Raw genomic sequence first — 14,930 nt, forward strand, 5'->3', positions numbered from 1 at the left:
TTATTATCTGATTAATGAATTTTGGCTAAAACCGTTGCGACATATTTTTTCGTTATCAGGGTCAACACGACTCCAATAAGCAACAGCACCGTTGTCAAAATAAATACTGTATTGTAGCTTCCGGTATATTTTGCAATAGCGGACGTGACGTAAGGAGCAATAACCGCACCGACGGCAAAACCAAAATACATAAAGCCGTAGTTTAGCCCCTGGTTACGCATACCAAAATTCTGGCTGGTCAAACCAGGGAAGATAACTAATATACCGGCATAAGCAAAGCCCACGCCCAGAGCGCTGAAATAAAATACCGAAGTATTGCCATTGAAGAAAAATAACAGCAGCATACACAAGCAGGTAAAGAGGTAAACAATAACCAGCGTATTATAGCCGCCTAATTTATCGGTTAACCCTCCCCAGAACAGGCGACCGATCGAGTTAAATATCGAGACCAGGCTAACGACTAATGCACCGGACAGTAAACCGTACTGCGTCATACCAATTTGCGCAGAGCTTGAGCTAATTACCATCCCAGAGAACACGCCCAGCGCCAGAATCATAAACAGCAGCCAGAAGCGCAGATCTTTCAGCATGTGCCGATAGTCTTTATCCAGTGGCGACGCTTTAATTCCTCCGCTATCTTTTGCTGGCGCGCTACGAATAAAGAACTGGACGATAAAAATAACCACCAGATAAACAATACCAAGATATAACAACGCCCGACTAACATCGTGAGTTTGCGCCATAAAATATTCGGCCAGGCGGGTGCAAAGTAGCGTCCCGACGCCAACACCCGCCAGTACGATACCGCTGGCAAGACCGCGACGGTCAGGGAAAAATTTCAGAATATTATTAAGATTACCCGTAAAAGCCAGGCCCGATCCCAACCCGGCAATGACGCCGTAGGTTAAAAACAGCATGGGCAAATTATCCACAAACCCGGACAAGATAAAACCTAAAGAAAACAGGATACCGCCGATAACTATCGCCTGCTTTCCTTTACCATTGTCGATCATTCTCCCGCCCCAAATCATCGGTAAAGGAATGATCCCCATGTTGATAGAGAATGCTAACGCCAGCGTAGCCGGATCCCAGTGATATTGCGCCATGAGTGGTGTTTTGAAATAGCTAAATGCGTAGACGCCCCCGAGCACAAAATTGATGCACACGTGAGCGGCAAGCATTCCCCAGCGGTTGATTGATGCCGACATAATTTTCCCTTTTTAAAATGCACTGATCACAGTTTAAAAAAAGCAAAATAGGCAAACAATTTGGTATTTTTTATAATCGTTATAACAAAACCCAATCGATTGGCATTAAATTTTAATGAATATCAAACAACTACACTCCTTCCTGATATTGTGTGATGAATTACATTATGGTCGGGCAGCCAGTCGCCTGTTTATCACTCAGCCATCATTAAGTCAGCAAATCAAACAACTTGAGTCATCACTTAAAACAATATTATTTAAGCGAAAAGGTAGAGGAATTAAATTAACAAAAGCAGGCATTATTTTGCAACGACACGCTAACAAAATAATGCTGGATTTAAAAAATGCCGAAAATGAACTTCTTCCCTATCAGGATCAACAGCGCGATACTATTTCAATCGGGGTGTCAGGCAGCTACCTGGTTCTGCCTGCTTTTCGCAGCTTTATGGCGCACCATCCGGAAATATCTTTAAATGTTAAAGAGTTCTCAACTGAGCAAACCATTAAAAAGCTGACGGATAGCGCCGTTGATATTGGCATTGTTTATCGAACAGCGCTCCCTGCCCAGCTAAGCTCGACCATGCTGTTTGAAGATGAAATTATCGCTGCAATCCCACTTTCTCATCCTCTGGCGACACGCGAACGTCTGCATTTAAAAGATTTAAACGACCAGCCCATTATCGTGCTTAATGACTCTCTGCTATTAAGAGGGATCATCACCACAGAATTTAATAACCGCAAAGTCGTTCCTAACGTCATCTGCGAACTGGATAACCACTACTCATGCCTTGAGTATGCCGAAGCGCAGATTGGCATCGCATTTATTACCCGCTCGCTAACCCATTTATCGACACCCAAAAATGTTCGCCTGGTTTCACTGGGCATCCCCGCATTCTTTATTCCTGTCATGCTGGTGCACAGTAATGACCTTTCACTGGATAACGCAACCATCTGCCTGCTCAAGCAGATCAAAAATTTTTACACTGTAGATAACAAATCAGCGCCAGAAAAGAGCTGGCCCGAGCAGAAAATAGGCGTATAATGCCCGCCCGATTTGTGTTGTTTCTGAGAATTTCCTGATGGCGCTGTTAATCACCAAAAAATGTATCAATTGCGATATGTGCGAGCCGGAGTGCCCGAATGAGGCGATTTCAATGGGCGACAGCATTTATGAGATTAACAGCGACAAATGCACCGAGTGTGTAGGCCATTACGAAACGCCGACCTGTCAGAAAGTCTGCCCGATCCCCAATACGATTTTGCAGGATCCCGCCCATGTCGAAACCGAAGAACAGTTGTGGGATAAGTTTGTTCTGATGCATCACGCAGATAAACTGTAAGCGGGTTAACGCACTTCCAACGCAACAATGCCTGATGGCGCTATGCTTATCAGGCCGACAATATATCGGCCTGTAGGTCAGATAACGTGTTTACGCCGCCATCCGGCAAATCTAACTCTCCAGAATGACCGTAGCGCAGGCGTAATGGCGTTCATCGGCCAACGTGACATGCATGTGCGCCACACCGAGTTTTTCCGCCAGAATTAACGCCTCGCCCCACAGCCGCAAACGTGGTTTTCCCAGCTCATCGTTAAACACTTCGAACTGATTGAACGCCAGACCGTTGCGGATGCCGGTGCCAAAAGCTTTCGCTGCCGCCTCTTTGACCGCAAAACGCTTGGCGAGAAAACGCACCGGCTGCTGATGCGTCTCCCAGATAGCCCACTCGTTGTCACTGAGCACACGCCTTGCCAGACGTTCGCCGGAACGGGAGATCACTGCCTCAATGCGGGCAATCTCTACAATATCCGTTCCCAGGCCGAGAATCGCCATTAGCCGCGCGCTTCCAGCATCAAACGTTTCATTTCAGCCACCGCCTCTTTCAGCCCCGTCATCACTGCCCGACCAATAATGGCATGACCGATATTGAGCTCGTGCATTTCCGGCAGTGCGGCAATAGCTTTGACGTTATGGTAAGTCAGGCCATGACCCGCATTTACTTTTAGCCCCAGACGGGCCGCCAGGGTCGCGGCGCTGGCAATACGCGCCAGCTCTTTTGCCTGTTCCGCATCGGTTTCTGCGTTGGCGTAGCAGCCGGTATGGATTTCGATAAACGGCGCGCCGACTTCCGCCGCCGCGTTGATTTGCGTTTCATCGGCATCGATAAAGAGCGAAACCTGGATGCCAGCCGCCGCCAGGCGCGCACAGGCATCACGCATTTTATCGCGCTGTCCGGCCACATCCAGACCGCCTTCGGTGGTGACTTCCTGGCGTTTTTCCGGCACCAGACAACAGAAATGCGGCCTGGTTTCTACGGCGATCGCCAGCATCTCTTCGGTCACCGCCATCTCCAGATTCATACGCGTATGCAGCGTCTGACGCAGAATGCGCACATCGCGATCGGTAATGTGGCGACGATCTTCGCGCAGGTGTACGGTAATGCCGTCCGCGCCTGCCTGTTCAGCAATAAACGCCGCCTGTACCGGATCCGGATAGTCGGTGCCGCGCGCATTACGTAACGTGGCAATGTGGTCAATATTGACGCCTAACAGTAATTCAGCCATGACAATCCTCGTTAATCTTTCTTCGTTTTTACTGTGCGTTTGGGCATAAATTGCCGGAACAGCTCCCGGCTTTTTAACGGTTTTCCCCCAAGATACGGCTTTAATGCCATACGGGTAAAGCGTTTAGCGGCACGCAGGGTATCTACATCCGGAAATTCCCGCGCCTCCAGCGCTTTCAGGTGCCGTCCGGTAAAGGTGTTGTTATCGATGACGACGCTGGCGAAAAAGCCTTTTTCTTCGCGGTAACGGTAGGTCATGGTGTCATCCACCCGTTCGCCGCTGCCTGCACAGTGGGTGAAATTGACGCCATACCCCAGATGACCCAGCAACGCCAGTTCGAAACGTCGCAACGCCGGTTCAGGCGAGCCGGTGGTTCCCGCCAGCGCCTGAATACAGTTCAGATAATCAAAAAAGAGTTCGGAGAAGCGCGTTTCATATTCCAGTACGCGAGAGAGGAGTTCGTTGATATACAGGCCGCTATAGAGCGTAATACCGCTTAACGGCAGCGCCAGAGAAACTGCCTCGGCGCTGCGCAGGGTTTTCACCTCGCCGCGTCCGCTGTAGCGTAACAATAACGGTGTAAAAGGCTGTAACGCGCCTTTCAAATTGGAACGTTTAGATCGCGCGCCTTTGGCGACAAGGCGCACTCGCCCCGATTCTTCCGTGAAGACGTCCAGCATCAGGCTGGTTTCGCTCCAGGGGCGACTGTGCAGGACAAATGCGCGCTGCCACCCTTCCACGCTGTGTTAACTCACAGATCGTCTACGTAACCGAGACTGCGCAGAGCGCGTTCGTCATCGGCCCAGCCGGATTTCACTTTCACCCACAGTTCCAGGTGTACCGGCGCTTCAAACATCTCCTGCATGTCTTTACGCGCTTCAATACCAATGGTTTTGATTTTGGCGCCTTTGTTGCCAATCACCATCTTCTTCTGCCCTTCGCGCTCGACGAGGATCAGCCCATTGATATCATAGCCGCCGCGTTCGTTGGTAACAAAACGTTCAATCTCAACGGTAACGGAATACGGCAGCTCGGCGCCGAGAAAACGCATCAGCTTTTCACGGATGATTTCAGACGCCATAAAGCGCTGAGAGCGATCGGTGATGTAATCTTCCGGGAAGTGGTGAATCGCTTCCGGTAAATGTTTACGCACGATACCGGCAATGGTATCGACGTTCATACCCGTTTCAGCAGAGATCGGTACGATATCAAGAAAGTTCATCTGGCTTGCCAGGAACTGGAGGTGCGGCAGCAAATCGACTTTTTCCTGCACGTTATCCACCTTGTTAACGGCGAGAATAACCGGTGCTTTGCCATCGCGCAGTTTGTTCAGGACCATTTCGTCGTCCGGCGTCCAACGGGTGCCTTCCACAACGAAAATCACCAGCTCAACGTCGCCAATCGAACTGCTCGCCGCCTTATTCATCAAACGGTTAATGGCGCGCTTTTCTTCCATATGCAGACCCGGGGTATCGACATAGATTGCCTGATACGGGCCTTCGGTATGAATACCGACAATGCGGTGGCGCGTGGTCTGCGCTTTACGGGAAGTGATCGAAATCTTCTGCCCAAGCAGTTTGTTCAGCAAGGTGGATTTGCCAACGTTCGGACGTCCGACGATGGCAATAAATCCGCAGTAAGTTTTGTCAGTGCTCATTCCAACTCCAGTTTTTTCAGCGCCTGTTCGGCGGCAGCCTGCTCCGCCTTACGACGGCTGGAACCCGTGCCAACCACCGGTTCGCTCAGGCCGCTGACCTGGCAGTGGATAGTAAATTCCTGATCGTGCGCCTCGCCGCGTACCTGCACAACCAGGTAAGATGGCAGCGGCAGATGGCGACCCTGCAAATACTCCTGCAAGCGCGTTTTCGGATCTTTTTGTTTATCGCCCGGACTTATCTCATCCAGACGGGTTTTATACCAGTTAAGGATTAACTGCTCGACGGTCTGGATATTACTATCGAGAAATACTCCGCCGATTAACGCTTCAACGGTGTCCGCCAGAATGGACTCCCGACGGAATCCGCCGCTTTTTAATTCGCCCGGCCCTAAACGCAGGCACTCGCCTAAATCAAATTCACGGGCTAATTCCGCCAGCGTATTACCACGTACCAACGTGGCGCGCATACGGCTCATATCTCCCTCATCCACCCGTGGAAAACGGTGATAAAGCGCGTTAGCGATAACGAAGCTCAGGATTGAATCGCCTAAAAATTCCAGGCGTTCGTTATGTTTACTGCTGGCGCTGCGGTGAGTTAATGCCTGCTGCAACAGCTCCTGATGATTAAAAGTGTAGCCCAGCTTCCGTTGAAGCCGATTAATTACGATGGGGTTCATGCGATACCAATAAATGAATGCGTCAACAATCCAGCACACGAAACAGACCTGATACACGTCATCTGTCCTGCCGCATCGCTGCAGCGGAAAGAAGGTTGTCTATAACCAACGCTGTTTCGTGTGCCGTGGCGACCAAACGGCGCCAACCTAAAACTTCGGGGGAATATTCTATACACAACGACAGGGGATGTCGTTAGTCTTAGGGAATTTATCCAGGAAATAATTCACGCTGCCGCTAAAAAGACGGCAGCGTGAACGATCATTTCATCACAGTTAGTGAATACCGCCGATACGACTCAGGCGTACGCCTGTCGGCCACTCCCCTTCCTGCTTGTCAAAGCTCATCCAGATAGCGACCGCTTTACCGACCAGATTCGCTTCCGGAACAAATCCCCAGTAACGGCTATCCGCGCTGTTATCGCGGTTGTCGCCCATCATGAAATATTGTCCCGGCGGTACAACCCAGGTCGCCAGCGGTTGTCCTGGCTGTTGGTAATACATGCCCAACTGATCCTGAGCTATCGGCACCATCAGGATGCGGTGCGTCACATCGCCCAACGTCTCTTTACGTTCGGTCAGGCGAATGCCGTTTTCTTTCGTCTCGTTTAGCGGAACTTCAAAGAAACCGCTGGTCGCTTCTCCGCCGTTACGGCGGGCAAAAGTCTGTACAAAATCGCTCGGCTCAACGTTAGAGTAGGTAACCGGCAGCGCATTTTCGCACGCCTGACCGGAGCTACAGCCAGGCTGAATCGTCACCTCTTTTGCAACCGGATCATAAGTGATTTTATCGCCCGGCAAACCGACGGCGCGTTTGATGTAATCTAACTTAGGATCTTCCGGATATTTAAATACCACAATATCCCCGCGCTTTGGATGACCGGTTTCAATCAGGGTTTTCTGGTAGATCGGATCTTTAATGCCGTAGGCAAATTTTTCCACCAGAATAAAATCGCCGATAAGCAGTGTCGGCATCATTGAGCCTGACGGGATCTGAAAGGGTTCATAAAGAAATGAACGAACGATCAGAACGATCGCCAGAACCGGGAAAACCGATGCCCCGGTCTCCAGCCAGCCCGGCTTAGGCGCCACTTTATTGAGCGTAGCGTTATCCAGCGCATCTCCCGACGCCGTTTGCGCGGCAGCCTGGCGCGCCCGACGTTTTGGCGCGAAAACAAACTTATCAACGCACCATAAAATGCCCGTCACCAGTGTGGCTATCACCAGAATCAGGGCAAACATGTTCGCCATGCCAACTCCTTAGGGATTATTTATTGTCTTTACCGACATGCAGAATGGCGAGGAACGCCTCCTGAGGCAGCTCGACGTTACCGATCTGCTTCATGCGTTTCTTACCTTCTTTCTGTTTCTGCAGCAGTTTTTTCTTACGACTGATATCGCCGCCGTAGCACTTCGCCAGCACGTTTTTACGTAACTGTTTTACCGTCGAACGGGCAATAATATGCGTACCAATCGCCGCCTGAATCGCGATATCAAACTGCTGGCGTGGAATCAAATCTTTCATCTTCTCCACCAGCTCGCGACCACGGCTTTGCGAGTTATCACGGTGCGTGATCAGCGCCAGCGCATCGACACGCTCGTTGTTGATTAACACATCAACACGCACCATATCGGAAGCCTGGAAGCGCTTGAAGTTATAATCCAGAGACGCATAGCCGCGCGACGTTGATTTCAGACGGTCAAAGAAGTCGAGCACCACTTCCGCCATCGGGATTTCATAGGTCAACGCGACCTGGTTACCGTGATACACCATGTTAGTTTGTACGCCGCGTTTCTCAATACACAGCGTAATAACGTTACCTAAATAGGCTTGTGGTAACAGCATATGACACTCGGCGATAGGCTCGCGCAGTTCATAAATGTTATTCAACGGCGGCAGCTTGGAGGGGCTATCAACATAGATAGTCTCTTTCGCCGTTGTTTCTACTTCATAAACCACGGTCGGCGCAGTGGTGATCAGATCCAGATCGTATTCGCGTTCCAGACGCTCCTGAATGATCTCCATGTGCAACAGGCCGAGGAAGCCGCAGCGGAAACCAAAGCCCAGCGCCGAGGAGCTTTCCGGTTCATAAAACAGTGAGGCATCGTTCAGGCTCAGCTTGCCGAGCGCGTCGCGGAAACTTTCATAATCGTCGGAGCTGACCGGGAACAGACCTGCATAGACCTGCGGTTTCACCTTCTTAAAGCCCGGCAACGCTTTTTCCGCTGGGTTACGCGCTGAGGTTAAGGTATCGCCAACCGGCGCGCCGAGGATATCTTTAATGGCGCAGACCAGCCAGCCTACTTCGCCGCACTTCAGCTCGGTACGATCAACCTGTTTTGGCGTGAAGATCCCCAGGCGGTCAGCGTTGTAGGTCTGCCCGGTGCTCATCACTTTAATTTTGTCGCCTTTACGCATGGTGCCGTTTTTAATACGCACCAGCGATACCACGCCCAGGTAGTTATCGAACCAGGAGTCAATAATCAGCGCCTGCAGCGGGCCGTCCGGATCGCCTTGCGGCGGCGGGATATCGCGCACCAGGCGTTCCAGAACATCCGTCACGCCGACACCCGTTTTGGCGGAGCAGCGTACCGCGTCCGTCGCATCGATACCGACAATGTCTTCGATTTCTTCCGCCACACGCTCCGGATCGGCGGCCGGCAGGTCAATCTTGTTAAGCACCGGCACCACTTCAAGATCCATTTCCATCGCGGTGTAGCAGTTCGCCAACGTTTGCGCTTCTACGCCCTGGCCGGCATCCACCACCAGCAGCGCGCCCTCGCAGGCGGCTAACGAACGGGAAACTTCATAGGAAAAGTCAACGTGTCCCGGCGTGTCGATAAAGTTCAGTTGATAAGTTTCACCATCAGACGCTTTAAAATCCAGCGTCACACTCTGGGCTTTAATAGTAATACCGCGCTCACGCTCAAGATCCATCGAATCAAGTACCTGAGCTTCCATTTCACGGTCAGACAGGCCACCGCAGATTTGGATAATACGGTCAGACAGCGTCGATTTACCGTGGTCAATGTGAGCAATGATCGAAAAGTTACGTATGTTCTTCATAGAGATAAATTATTATGCCTTACGCCTGGTTGACCAGACTTTAGAGGTCGCTGTTCTGAGCTTAACGTCTGTTTTAACTGAAACGCCGCATTCTACACTACAACGCTAAGGCGAGGAAATGTTCATAGTGTAAGGAGAGCGGGAACTGGAAAACGCCTCGCTTTTTTCCTGTAAAACACCGCAACGCAGGAAAAGCGCATGCTTATCGGGACAACAACCCAACGCGGCAGGTGCACCGTTGGGCAAAACGTTTACTGGCGCGTTTCGATTGAGGTAGTTTCGACGCGGACAAGGTTCGGCGGGAGGGCAACGTTTAAAATCACCGGCTGCCAGGCGTCGCGCTCCGCCAGTTTTCGGGAATAACCGCGGGCAACCAGAAAACCGCCCACGCCGCCCAGCACGGCCCCGCTTAATGCGGCAAGGTCAGATCCAAACAGCATCTGAAAAAGCGCCGCACAAAGAAATAGCCCTGCTAAAGGCGACATATAGACCAGCAACGCCGAACCTAAAAGGCTTTTTTCGGCGATGCCCAACTCGACTTTCTGCCCCGGCGCCAGCGGCTCCGCGCTTGGCACAACAATGGTATGCGTGGTTTGCGGCCCTAATTTATTCAGCACGCGACTGCCGCATCCCGCACGGGAGGCGCAGCTGCTGCATGACGCTTTAACGTCGCAGCTCACCACCGCCTGACCATTCTGCCAGGAGATAACGGTTGCCCACTCTTTAATCATTGTACTGCCCTGAATTTGATACTGTCGGCAATGCGCTTCGCCGTTTGCGGCGGAAGCTCGCCGACAATGGTGATTTCCGCGTTGTCGCGAACGCTGCTATAAACCGTTCGGCGCCCGGTGCGCAGCATCTGATCGCTGCTGTTTTGCGTCGCCCGGTTCACATTGACGGAAAAGCTAAACAGACCGTCAGAATAAAGCCGCGATTCGATAGGCAGGTTATCCATCGTCGGCAACGGACGACGGCTGCTGGAAACTTCGCTAAAGCCTTGCGGCACCCAGGATGGACTCCAGTTAAATTTCGTTTTTTCGCCACCGGGAACAGAAAGCAGCGGCGGCAGATTCGCCTTCGCCAGCGCCTGCATGTTGCTGCCGATATCCTGACTCACCGTGAACGCAATAACGCGGAACTGCTCCAGCGTCTCGCCATCGCGATCCAGCAGATCAACACGCATCGGCAGTTTGGTGTCCATGTCCATCCAGACGATATAGCTGTAACGCGTACCATCGCGCGCCACAACGCGGATAACTTCGCACAATCTGTCTGCGATACGGGTGCGTCCGACAGAAATAAAGTCGTAGTAAGGCGCCAGGCGCTTAAAGTCGGTGTAAATCAGGGAAGGCAGAGAATCGACAATATAATCACCGTTCAGGGTGAACGGCTCAAGGCCCGGTTCAAAATAACTGATTTCATTACCACGCTGTACGACCTCCCGGCGGGGACCGTCCAACTGTAGCAATTGCGCAAGCGGGCGACCATCCAGGCGTGCGTGTCGATAACGTAGAGATTCAACGCCTTGTTTCGTGATGCTGACGAATGACAGCTCGTAATTCAGTGACTGACTGGCGATGTTCATCTGCTGCAATAACGCCCCGGACGCAGGGTCGGCCGAGGCGTTTGCTGAGAAGAACAGGCTAGCCGCCACAAGGGACATGGCAAACCAAAGTTGCTTCATTACTGCGATTGCGTTCCTAAAGTTTGGATTCCTGGCACCTGTACCGCGGCTTGCTGGGTTTGCGCCTGCTCAAACTGAAGCTGTTCGGAGTGCAGTCGGCGCTGCAGTTCATAGTCCTGCAACATGGCATTAATGCGACGACGCTGCTCCTGTACCTGCTGTTGCTGACTGCCGACAGGCGCTGCTTCAGAAGGCACTCCCAGACTTACCGGGCTGGCTTTCCCCATCATAGGCAGGGTATTGAAAACCGGCGTTTCAGGTTGTTGGGATGTTTCAGATTGCCCATTATAGTGCTGGACACCGACGATAACTGCAAGTGAAACGCACGCCGCCACGCCCATTTGGGTAAGCTGCGCCGCCCACGGACGCACTTTTTTCCAGAACGGCATTTTCTGCCATTGCTGCGGAGCGGGTTGGGCCTCAGGGATTAATGGCGACACCTGACGTACTGGCTCGTTTTCAATAGCGGCCATCACGCGAGCGGATATATCGAAATGGAGAACGTCAGGCGTATCCCCCCGCATTGAATCGCGGATCAGGTGATAACTCTCCCAGGTTTTCTGCATTTCCGGGTCGTGCGTAAGCGCTTTGAGCAGCTCACTATCCAACGTTTCGCCATCCATCAAAGCGGAAAGTTTTTCTTTCTGCATGCCTAATACCTTTTCCAGTATCCCGCTATCGTCAACGCCTGATAAGCGGTTGAACTTTATTATCAATAGCTTCCCGCGCCCGGAAGATACGTGAACGCACCGTCCCCACCGGACAATCCATGATAGCCGCTATCTCTTCATAGCTCAGGCCATCCAGCTCCCGTAAGGTGATTGCCATACGTAAATCTTCCGGGAGGGACTCAATAGTTCGGAAAACTATCTGTCTCAGTTCTTCTGACAACATTAAGTTCTCAGGGTTCGAAATTTCTTTCAGCGCGCCGCCGCTTTCAAAGTTTTCTGCTTCAATCGCGTCTACATCACTGGAAGGCGGACGACGCCCCTGCGCAACCAGGTAGTTCTTCGCGGTATTGACCGCAATGCGATACAACCAGGTATAAAAAGCACTATCCCCCCGGAAAGAATCCAGCGCGCGATAGGCCTTAATAAATGATTCCTGTACGACATCGGGAACGTCGCCCGATGGCACATAGCGGGAAACCAGACTCGCCACTTTATGCTGGTAGCGCACTACCAGTAAGTTAAAGGCTTTCTGATCTCCCTTCTGGACCCGTTCAACCAGGACCTGGTCCGTTAACTGCTCGCTCATCCGAGGTAATGTCTCCCCAAACCAAATTTCCACGCGCTTTCGAAACGCCACTCCATAAGCCGCACTATGAGCAAGCAACAGGTTAGAGTGTCTATGTTTCGTAAAGTTCCGTTACGCATTTGTTTTTGTTTGTCATGTTGTAGACAGGTCTTATCTTCCATTATAAGTCTACAGATGCTGAACAACGCACTATCTGTACAGAAATGCCCATTTCGTCGTTTGCAGAGTAACCTAACAGCATCTTTATTTCACTACAAAATCCGACGCTAACACCCTGCCCTATAAAATATTTTTTGCCGTTTATCTCTCGCCGTATTTTTATTTTATGTTTAATAAGCACAACACCAGAGAAATCATTATGTGCTTTTTAGCGCCATATAGTGCTAATCTGCCGCAACCATGTTTAGTAAATTAAACAAGAACCATGATGACAACTCCTGAACTGTCCTGTGATGTGTTAATTATCGGCAGCGGCGCGGCCGGACTCTCGCTGGCGCTGCGTCTGGCTGAAAAACATAAGGTTATCGTCCTGAGTAAAGGGCTGGTGAGCGAGGGCTCCACGTTTTATGCGCAGGGCGGTATTGCCGCCGTGTTTGATGAAACCGACAGTATTGCGTCGCATGTCGAAGATACGCTGATTGCCGGCGCCGGAATTTGTGATCGCCACGCGGTGGAGTTTGTCGCCAGCAACGCCCGTACCTGCGTGCAGTGGCTTATCGATCAGGGCGTGCTGTTTGATACGCATGTCCAGCCAAACGGCAAGGAGAGCTATCATCTCACGCGTGAAGGCGGCCATAGTCATCGCCGTATCCTTCATGCCGCCGACGCTACCGGAAAGGAAGTCGAAACCACATTGGTCAGTCGGGCGCAAAATCATCCTAATATTCAGGTGCTGGAGCGCAGCAACGCCGTTGATTTAATTATCTCCGATAAAATGGGTCTGCCGGGGCCTCGCCGGGTCGTCGGCGCCTGGATCTGGAATCGCAATAAAGAATGGGTTGAAACCTGTCATGCGAAGTCGGTGGTGCTGGCGACCGGCGGCGCCTCAAAGGTGTATCAATATACCACTAACCCGGATATTTCCTCCGGTGACGGTATCGCGATGGCCTGGCGCGCGGGCTGTCGGGTCGCTAATCTGGAATTTAACCAGTTTCATCCCACCGCCCTTTATCACCCGCAGGCGCGTAATTTTCTCCTTACCGAAGCGCTGCGCGGCGAAGGCGCATACCTTAAACGTCCGGACGGTTCACGGTTTATGCCGGACGTTGACGAACGCGGCGAACTGGCGCCGCGCGATATTGTCGCCCGCGCTATTGATCATGAGATGAAACGACTCGGCGCAGACTGTATGTTTCTCGATATCAGCCACAAGCCTGACGATTTTGTCCGCCAGCACTTCCCGATGATCTATGCGAAACTGCTCGATTTGGGTATGGATTTAACCAAAGAACCGATTCCCGTTGTTCCTGCCGCACACTATACCTGCGGCGGCGTGGTCGTCGATGATTATGGTCGTACCGATGTAGACGGCTTATATGCCATTGGCGAAGTCAGTTACACCGGCCTGCACGGCGCTAACCGTATGGCGTCCAACTCGTTGCTGGAATGCTTAGTGTACGGCTGGTCCGCAGCAATGGATATCGACAGGCGAATGCCTTCTGTCCACAGCGTTGACGTCCTTCCCGCCTGGGATGAAAGCCGCGTGGAGAACGCCGATGAGCGGGTGGTGATTCAGCATAACTGGCATGAACTGCGCCTGCTGATGTGGGACTATGTGGGGATTGTGCGCACGACGAAACGGCTGGAGCGCGCCCTACGGCGTATTACCATGTTGCAACAAGAGATTGACGAGTATTACGCCAACTTTCGCGTCTCGAATAATTTACTGGAGCTGCGCAATCTGGTGCAAGTGGCCGAACTGATTGTGCGTTGCGCGATGATGCGTAAAGAGAGCCGGGGGCTGCACTTTACGCTGGATTATCCGCAACAACTGGCTGAATCAGGCCCATCGATCCTTTCGCCGTTAACGCCTCACATAAACAGATAAAATGCCTGGGTCAGCGCCGTATAACTTTCAGAATAATGCTGGTCTGACCCGCGAATTACTAATCTGTCGCTAAAGCACTCCCCGGCTTGCGGGGAGAATGCGAGCAAAACCCGGTGCGGCAAGCGCGCTTCGTTTTCCGCAACGTCAGTACGTAGCCGCAAATGCCATCCCATGTTGAGCGCTTGCTGCGTAAAAGCGTTACCTATTTGTTCCGGCAAGACTACGCAAAAAAAGCCGTCTTCGGTAATACAATCCGCCGCAATAGCCAATAACGTCTGGTGATCCAGCGTAGCGGTGTAACGCGCCTGCTCCCGCTGCGGCGAGGCGCATTCCACTCCGGGTTCGTAATAAGGCGGGTTGCTGATAATAAGATCAAAGCGTACCGTCTGGCGAGGCGCCCAACGCTGAATATCGTCAGTATGCACCGTTATTCGATGCGGCCAGGGAGAGTGAGCCACGTTTTCCTGCGCTTGCATGGCAGCCCCGGCATCCAGTTCCACGGCGTCAATAGGCACATTGTCATCCGTCCGCTGCGCCAGCATTAACGCCAGCAGACCGCTTCCAGTACCGATATCCAGAATTCGCTTTACATCCGCGACCGGCGCCCACGCCCCGAGTAAAATACCGTCAGTTCCCACTTTCATCGCACACCGATCGTGTGCGACAAAAAACTGTTTAAACGTAAATCCGTTACGACGAAGAACGGAGCCAGACTGAGACATGTAAAAACAACCTTGCAAAAAACGGCGACAGCGCCGGGTGAAAACAATACC

The 14,930-nt window shown here is 51.8% G+C and carries 17 protein-coding genes; 3 read left to right on the forward strand and 14 right to left on the reverse strand.

Translation table 11 applies throughout. The features are described 5' to 3' along the window. Window positions 1-11 precede the first annotated feature (11 nt). The gene (locus ACLJRS_RS21430; RefSeq protein WP_001276364.1) at window positions 12-1,208 is read right to left on the reverse strand and encodes an OFA family MFS transporter; all 1,197 of its coding nucleotides are present in this window, start codon (window positions 1,206-1,208) and stop codon (window positions 12-14) included. Window positions 1,209-1,323: 115 nt separating this feature from the next. Here ACLJRS_RS21430 and ACLJRS_RS21435 point away from each other — a divergent pair, with 115 nt between their 5' ends. Continuing rightward, window positions 1,324-2,250: a LysR family transcriptional regulator gene (locus ACLJRS_RS21435; RefSeq protein WP_001022472.1), complete on the forward strand. Its 927-nt coding sequence runs from the start codon at window positions 1,324-1,326 to the stop codon at window positions 2,248-2,250. 37 nt (window positions 2,251-2,287) lie between these two features. Continuing rightward, entirely contained in the window at window positions 2,288-2,548 is a 261-nt protein-coding gene (locus ACLJRS_RS21440; protein ID WP_001196291.1) for a YfhL family 4Fe-4S dicluster ferredoxin, read from the forward strand. Window positions 2,549-2,659: 111 nt separating this feature from the next. On the opposite strand, the gene acpS is transcribed toward ACLJRS_RS21440, so the two are convergent. The 12 genes from acpS to rseD form a co-directional block, all read right to left on the reverse strand. Continuing rightward, on the reverse strand, window positions 2,660-3,040 hold the full coding sequence (gene acpS / locus ACLJRS_RS21445) for a holo-ACP synthase (RefSeq protein ID WP_000986042.1): 381 nt from the start codon (window positions 3,038-3,040) through the stop codon (window positions 2,660-2,662). Next, window positions 3,040-3,771 (reverse strand): pyridoxine 5'-phosphate synthase, encoded by a 732-nt coding sequence (pdxJ, locus tag ACLJRS_RS21450; RefSeq protein WP_000818972.1) that lies wholly within the window; start codon window positions 3,769-3,771, stop codon window positions 3,040-3,042. Before pdxJ ends, acpS begins: the two co-directional genes overlap by 1 nt. An 11-nt stretch (window positions 3,772-3,782) precedes the next feature. After that, window positions 3,783-4,511: a DNA repair protein RecO gene (gene recO, locus ACLJRS_RS21455; protein ID WP_000399380.1), complete on the reverse strand. Its 729-nt coding sequence runs from the start codon at window positions 4,509-4,511 to the stop codon at window positions 3,783-3,785. Between the two features lie 11 nt (window positions 4,512-4,522). After that, entirely contained in the window at window positions 4,523-5,428 is a 906-nt protein-coding gene (gene era, locus ACLJRS_RS21460) for a GTPase Era (protein ID WP_000102232.1), read from the reverse strand. After that, window positions 5,425-6,105 carry a ribonuclease III gene (gene rnc, locus ACLJRS_RS21465; protein ID WP_001068341.1) on the reverse strand — a complete coding sequence of 227 codons (681 nt, stop codon included), beginning with the start codon at window positions 6,103-6,105 and terminating at the stop codon, window positions 5,425-5,427. The genes era and rnc overlap by 4 nt, the downstream gene beginning before the upstream one ends. A gap of 273 nt (window positions 6,106-6,378) precedes the next feature. Beyond that, window positions 6,379-7,353 carry a signal peptidase I gene (gene lepB, locus ACLJRS_RS21470; protein ID WP_000002559.1) on the reverse strand — a complete coding sequence of 325 codons (975 nt, stop codon included), beginning with the start codon at window positions 7,351-7,353 and terminating at the stop codon, window positions 6,379-6,381. A 16-nt stretch (window positions 7,354-7,369) separates the two neighbouring features. Further along, a complete protein-coding gene (gene lepA, locus ACLJRS_RS21475) occupies window positions 7,370-9,169 on the reverse strand; it encodes a translation elongation factor 4 (RefSeq protein ID WP_000790154.1) in 1,800 nt (599 codons plus the stop codon). Between the two features lie 251 nt (window positions 9,170-9,420). Then, on the reverse strand, window positions 9,421-9,900 hold the full coding sequence (rseC, locus tag ACLJRS_RS21480) for a SoxR-reducing system protein RseC (RefSeq protein ID WP_000589050.1): 480 nt from the start codon (window positions 9,898-9,900) through the stop codon (window positions 9,421-9,423). Beyond that, on the reverse strand, window positions 9,897-10,853 hold the full coding sequence (gene rseB, locus ACLJRS_RS21485; protein ID WP_000812017.1) for a sigma-E factor regulatory protein RseB: 957 nt from the start codon (window positions 10,851-10,853) through the stop codon (window positions 9,897-9,899). The genes rseC and rseB overlap by 4 nt, the downstream gene beginning before the upstream one ends. Continuing rightward, a complete protein-coding gene (gene rseA, locus ACLJRS_RS21490; protein WP_001168374.1) occupies window positions 10,853-11,503 on the reverse strand; it encodes an anti-sigma-E factor RseA in 651 nt (216 codons plus the stop codon). Before rseA ends, rseB begins: the two co-directional genes overlap by 1 nt. Before the next feature lie 31 nt (window positions 11,504-11,534). Further along, window positions 11,535-12,110, reverse strand: coding sequence for an RNA polymerase sigma factor RpoE (rpoE, locus tag ACLJRS_RS21495; RefSeq protein ID WP_000003307.1), 576 nt, complete (start codon window positions 12,108-12,110; stop codon window positions 11,535-11,537). Next, complete coding sequence (gene rseD / locus ACLJRS_RS21500; protein ID WP_014344135.1) at window positions 12,107-12,271, reverse strand: rpoE leader peptide RseD; 165 nt, start codon at window positions 12,269-12,271, stop codon at window positions 12,107-12,109. Before rseD ends, rpoE begins: the two co-directional genes overlap by 4 nt. A 263-nt stretch (window positions 12,272-12,534) precedes the next feature. Here rseD and nadB point away from each other — a divergent pair, with 263 nt between their 5' ends. Then, window positions 12,535-14,157, forward strand: coding sequence for an L-aspartate oxidase (gene nadB, locus ACLJRS_RS21505; protein WP_000989165.1), 1,623 nt, complete (start codon window positions 12,535-12,537; stop codon window positions 14,155-14,157). Here the strand turns inward: nadB and trmN are convergent. After that, window positions 14,142-14,879, reverse strand: a complete 738-nt coding sequence (gene trmN / locus ACLJRS_RS21510) for a tRNA(1)(Val) (adenine(37)-N(6))-methyltransferase TrmN (RefSeq protein ID WP_000083342.1) — start codon at window positions 14,877-14,879, stop codon at window positions 14,142-14,144. The two genes, nadB and trmN, sit on opposite strands and share 16 nt — an antisense overlap. Between the last annotated feature and the right edge of the window lie 51 nt (window positions 14,880-14,930).

The organism is Salmonella sp. SAL00670 (assembly GCF_046552235.1).
Taxonomy (GTDB): domain Bacteria; phylum Pseudomonadota; class Gammaproteobacteria; order Enterobacterales; family Enterobacteriaceae; genus Salmonella; species Salmonella enterica.

What these genes read in the sequence shown, in the direction of transcription:
- ACLJRS_RS21430 (WP_001276364.1), bottom strand. Translation starts at nt 1,208, where the DNA reads ATGTCGGCATCAATCAACCGCTGGGGAATGCTTGCCGCTCACGTGTGC.
- ACLJRS_RS21435 (WP_001022472.1), top strand. Translation starts at nt 1,324, where the DNA reads ATGAATATCAAACAACTACACTCCTTCCTGATATTGTGTGATGAATTA.
- ACLJRS_RS21440 (WP_001196291.1), top strand. Translation starts at nt 2,288, where the DNA reads ATGGCGCTGTTAATCACCAAAAAATGTATCAATTGCGATATGTGCGAG.
- acpS (WP_000986042.1), bottom strand. Translation starts at nt 3,040, where the DNA reads ATGGCGATTCTCGGCCTGGGAACGGATATTGTAGAGATTGCCCGCATT.
- pdxJ (WP_000818972.1), bottom strand. Translation starts at nt 3,771, where the DNA reads ATGGCTGAATTACTGTTAGGCGTCAATATTGACCACATTGCCACGTTA.
- era (WP_000102232.1), bottom strand. Translation starts at nt 5,428, where the DNA reads ATGAGCACTGACAAAACTTACTGCGGATTTATTGCCATCGTCGGACGT.
- rnc (WP_001068341.1), bottom strand. Translation starts at nt 6,105, where the DNA reads ATGAACCCCATCGTAATTAATCGGCTTCAACGGAAGCTGGGCTACACT.
- lepB (WP_000002559.1), bottom strand. Translation starts at nt 7,353, where the DNA reads ATGGCGAACATGTTTGCCCTGATTCTGGTGATAGCCACACTGGTGACG.
- lepA (WP_000790154.1), bottom strand. Translation starts at nt 9,169, where the DNA reads ATGAAGAACATACGTAACTTTTCGATCATTGCTCACATTGACCACGGT.
- rseC (WP_000589050.1), bottom strand. Translation starts at nt 9,900, where the DNA reads ATGATTAAAGAGTGGGCAACCGTTATCTCCTGGCAGAATGGTCAGGCG.
- rseB (WP_000812017.1), bottom strand. Translation starts at nt 10,853, where the DNA reads ATGAAGCAACTTTGGTTTGCCATGTCCCTTGTGGCGGCTAGCCTGTTC.
- rseA (WP_001168374.1), bottom strand. Translation starts at nt 11,503, where the DNA reads ATGCAGAAAGAAAAACTTTCCGCTTTGATGGATGGCGAAACGTTGGAT.
- rpoE (WP_000003307.1), bottom strand. Translation starts at nt 12,110, where the DNA reads ATGAGCGAGCAGTTAACGGACCAGGTCCTGGTTGAACGGGTCCAGAAG.
- rseD (WP_014344135.1), bottom strand. Translation starts at nt 12,271, where the DNA reads ATGGAAGATAAGACCTGTCTACAACATGACAAACAAAAACAAATGCGT.
- nadB (WP_000989165.1), top strand. Translation starts at nt 12,535, where the DNA reads ATGATGACAACTCCTGAACTGTCCTGTGATGTGTTAATTATCGGCAGC.
- trmN (WP_000083342.1), bottom strand. Translation starts at nt 14,879, where the DNA reads ATGTCTCAGTCTGGCTCCGTTCTTCGTCGTAACGGATTTACGTTTAAA.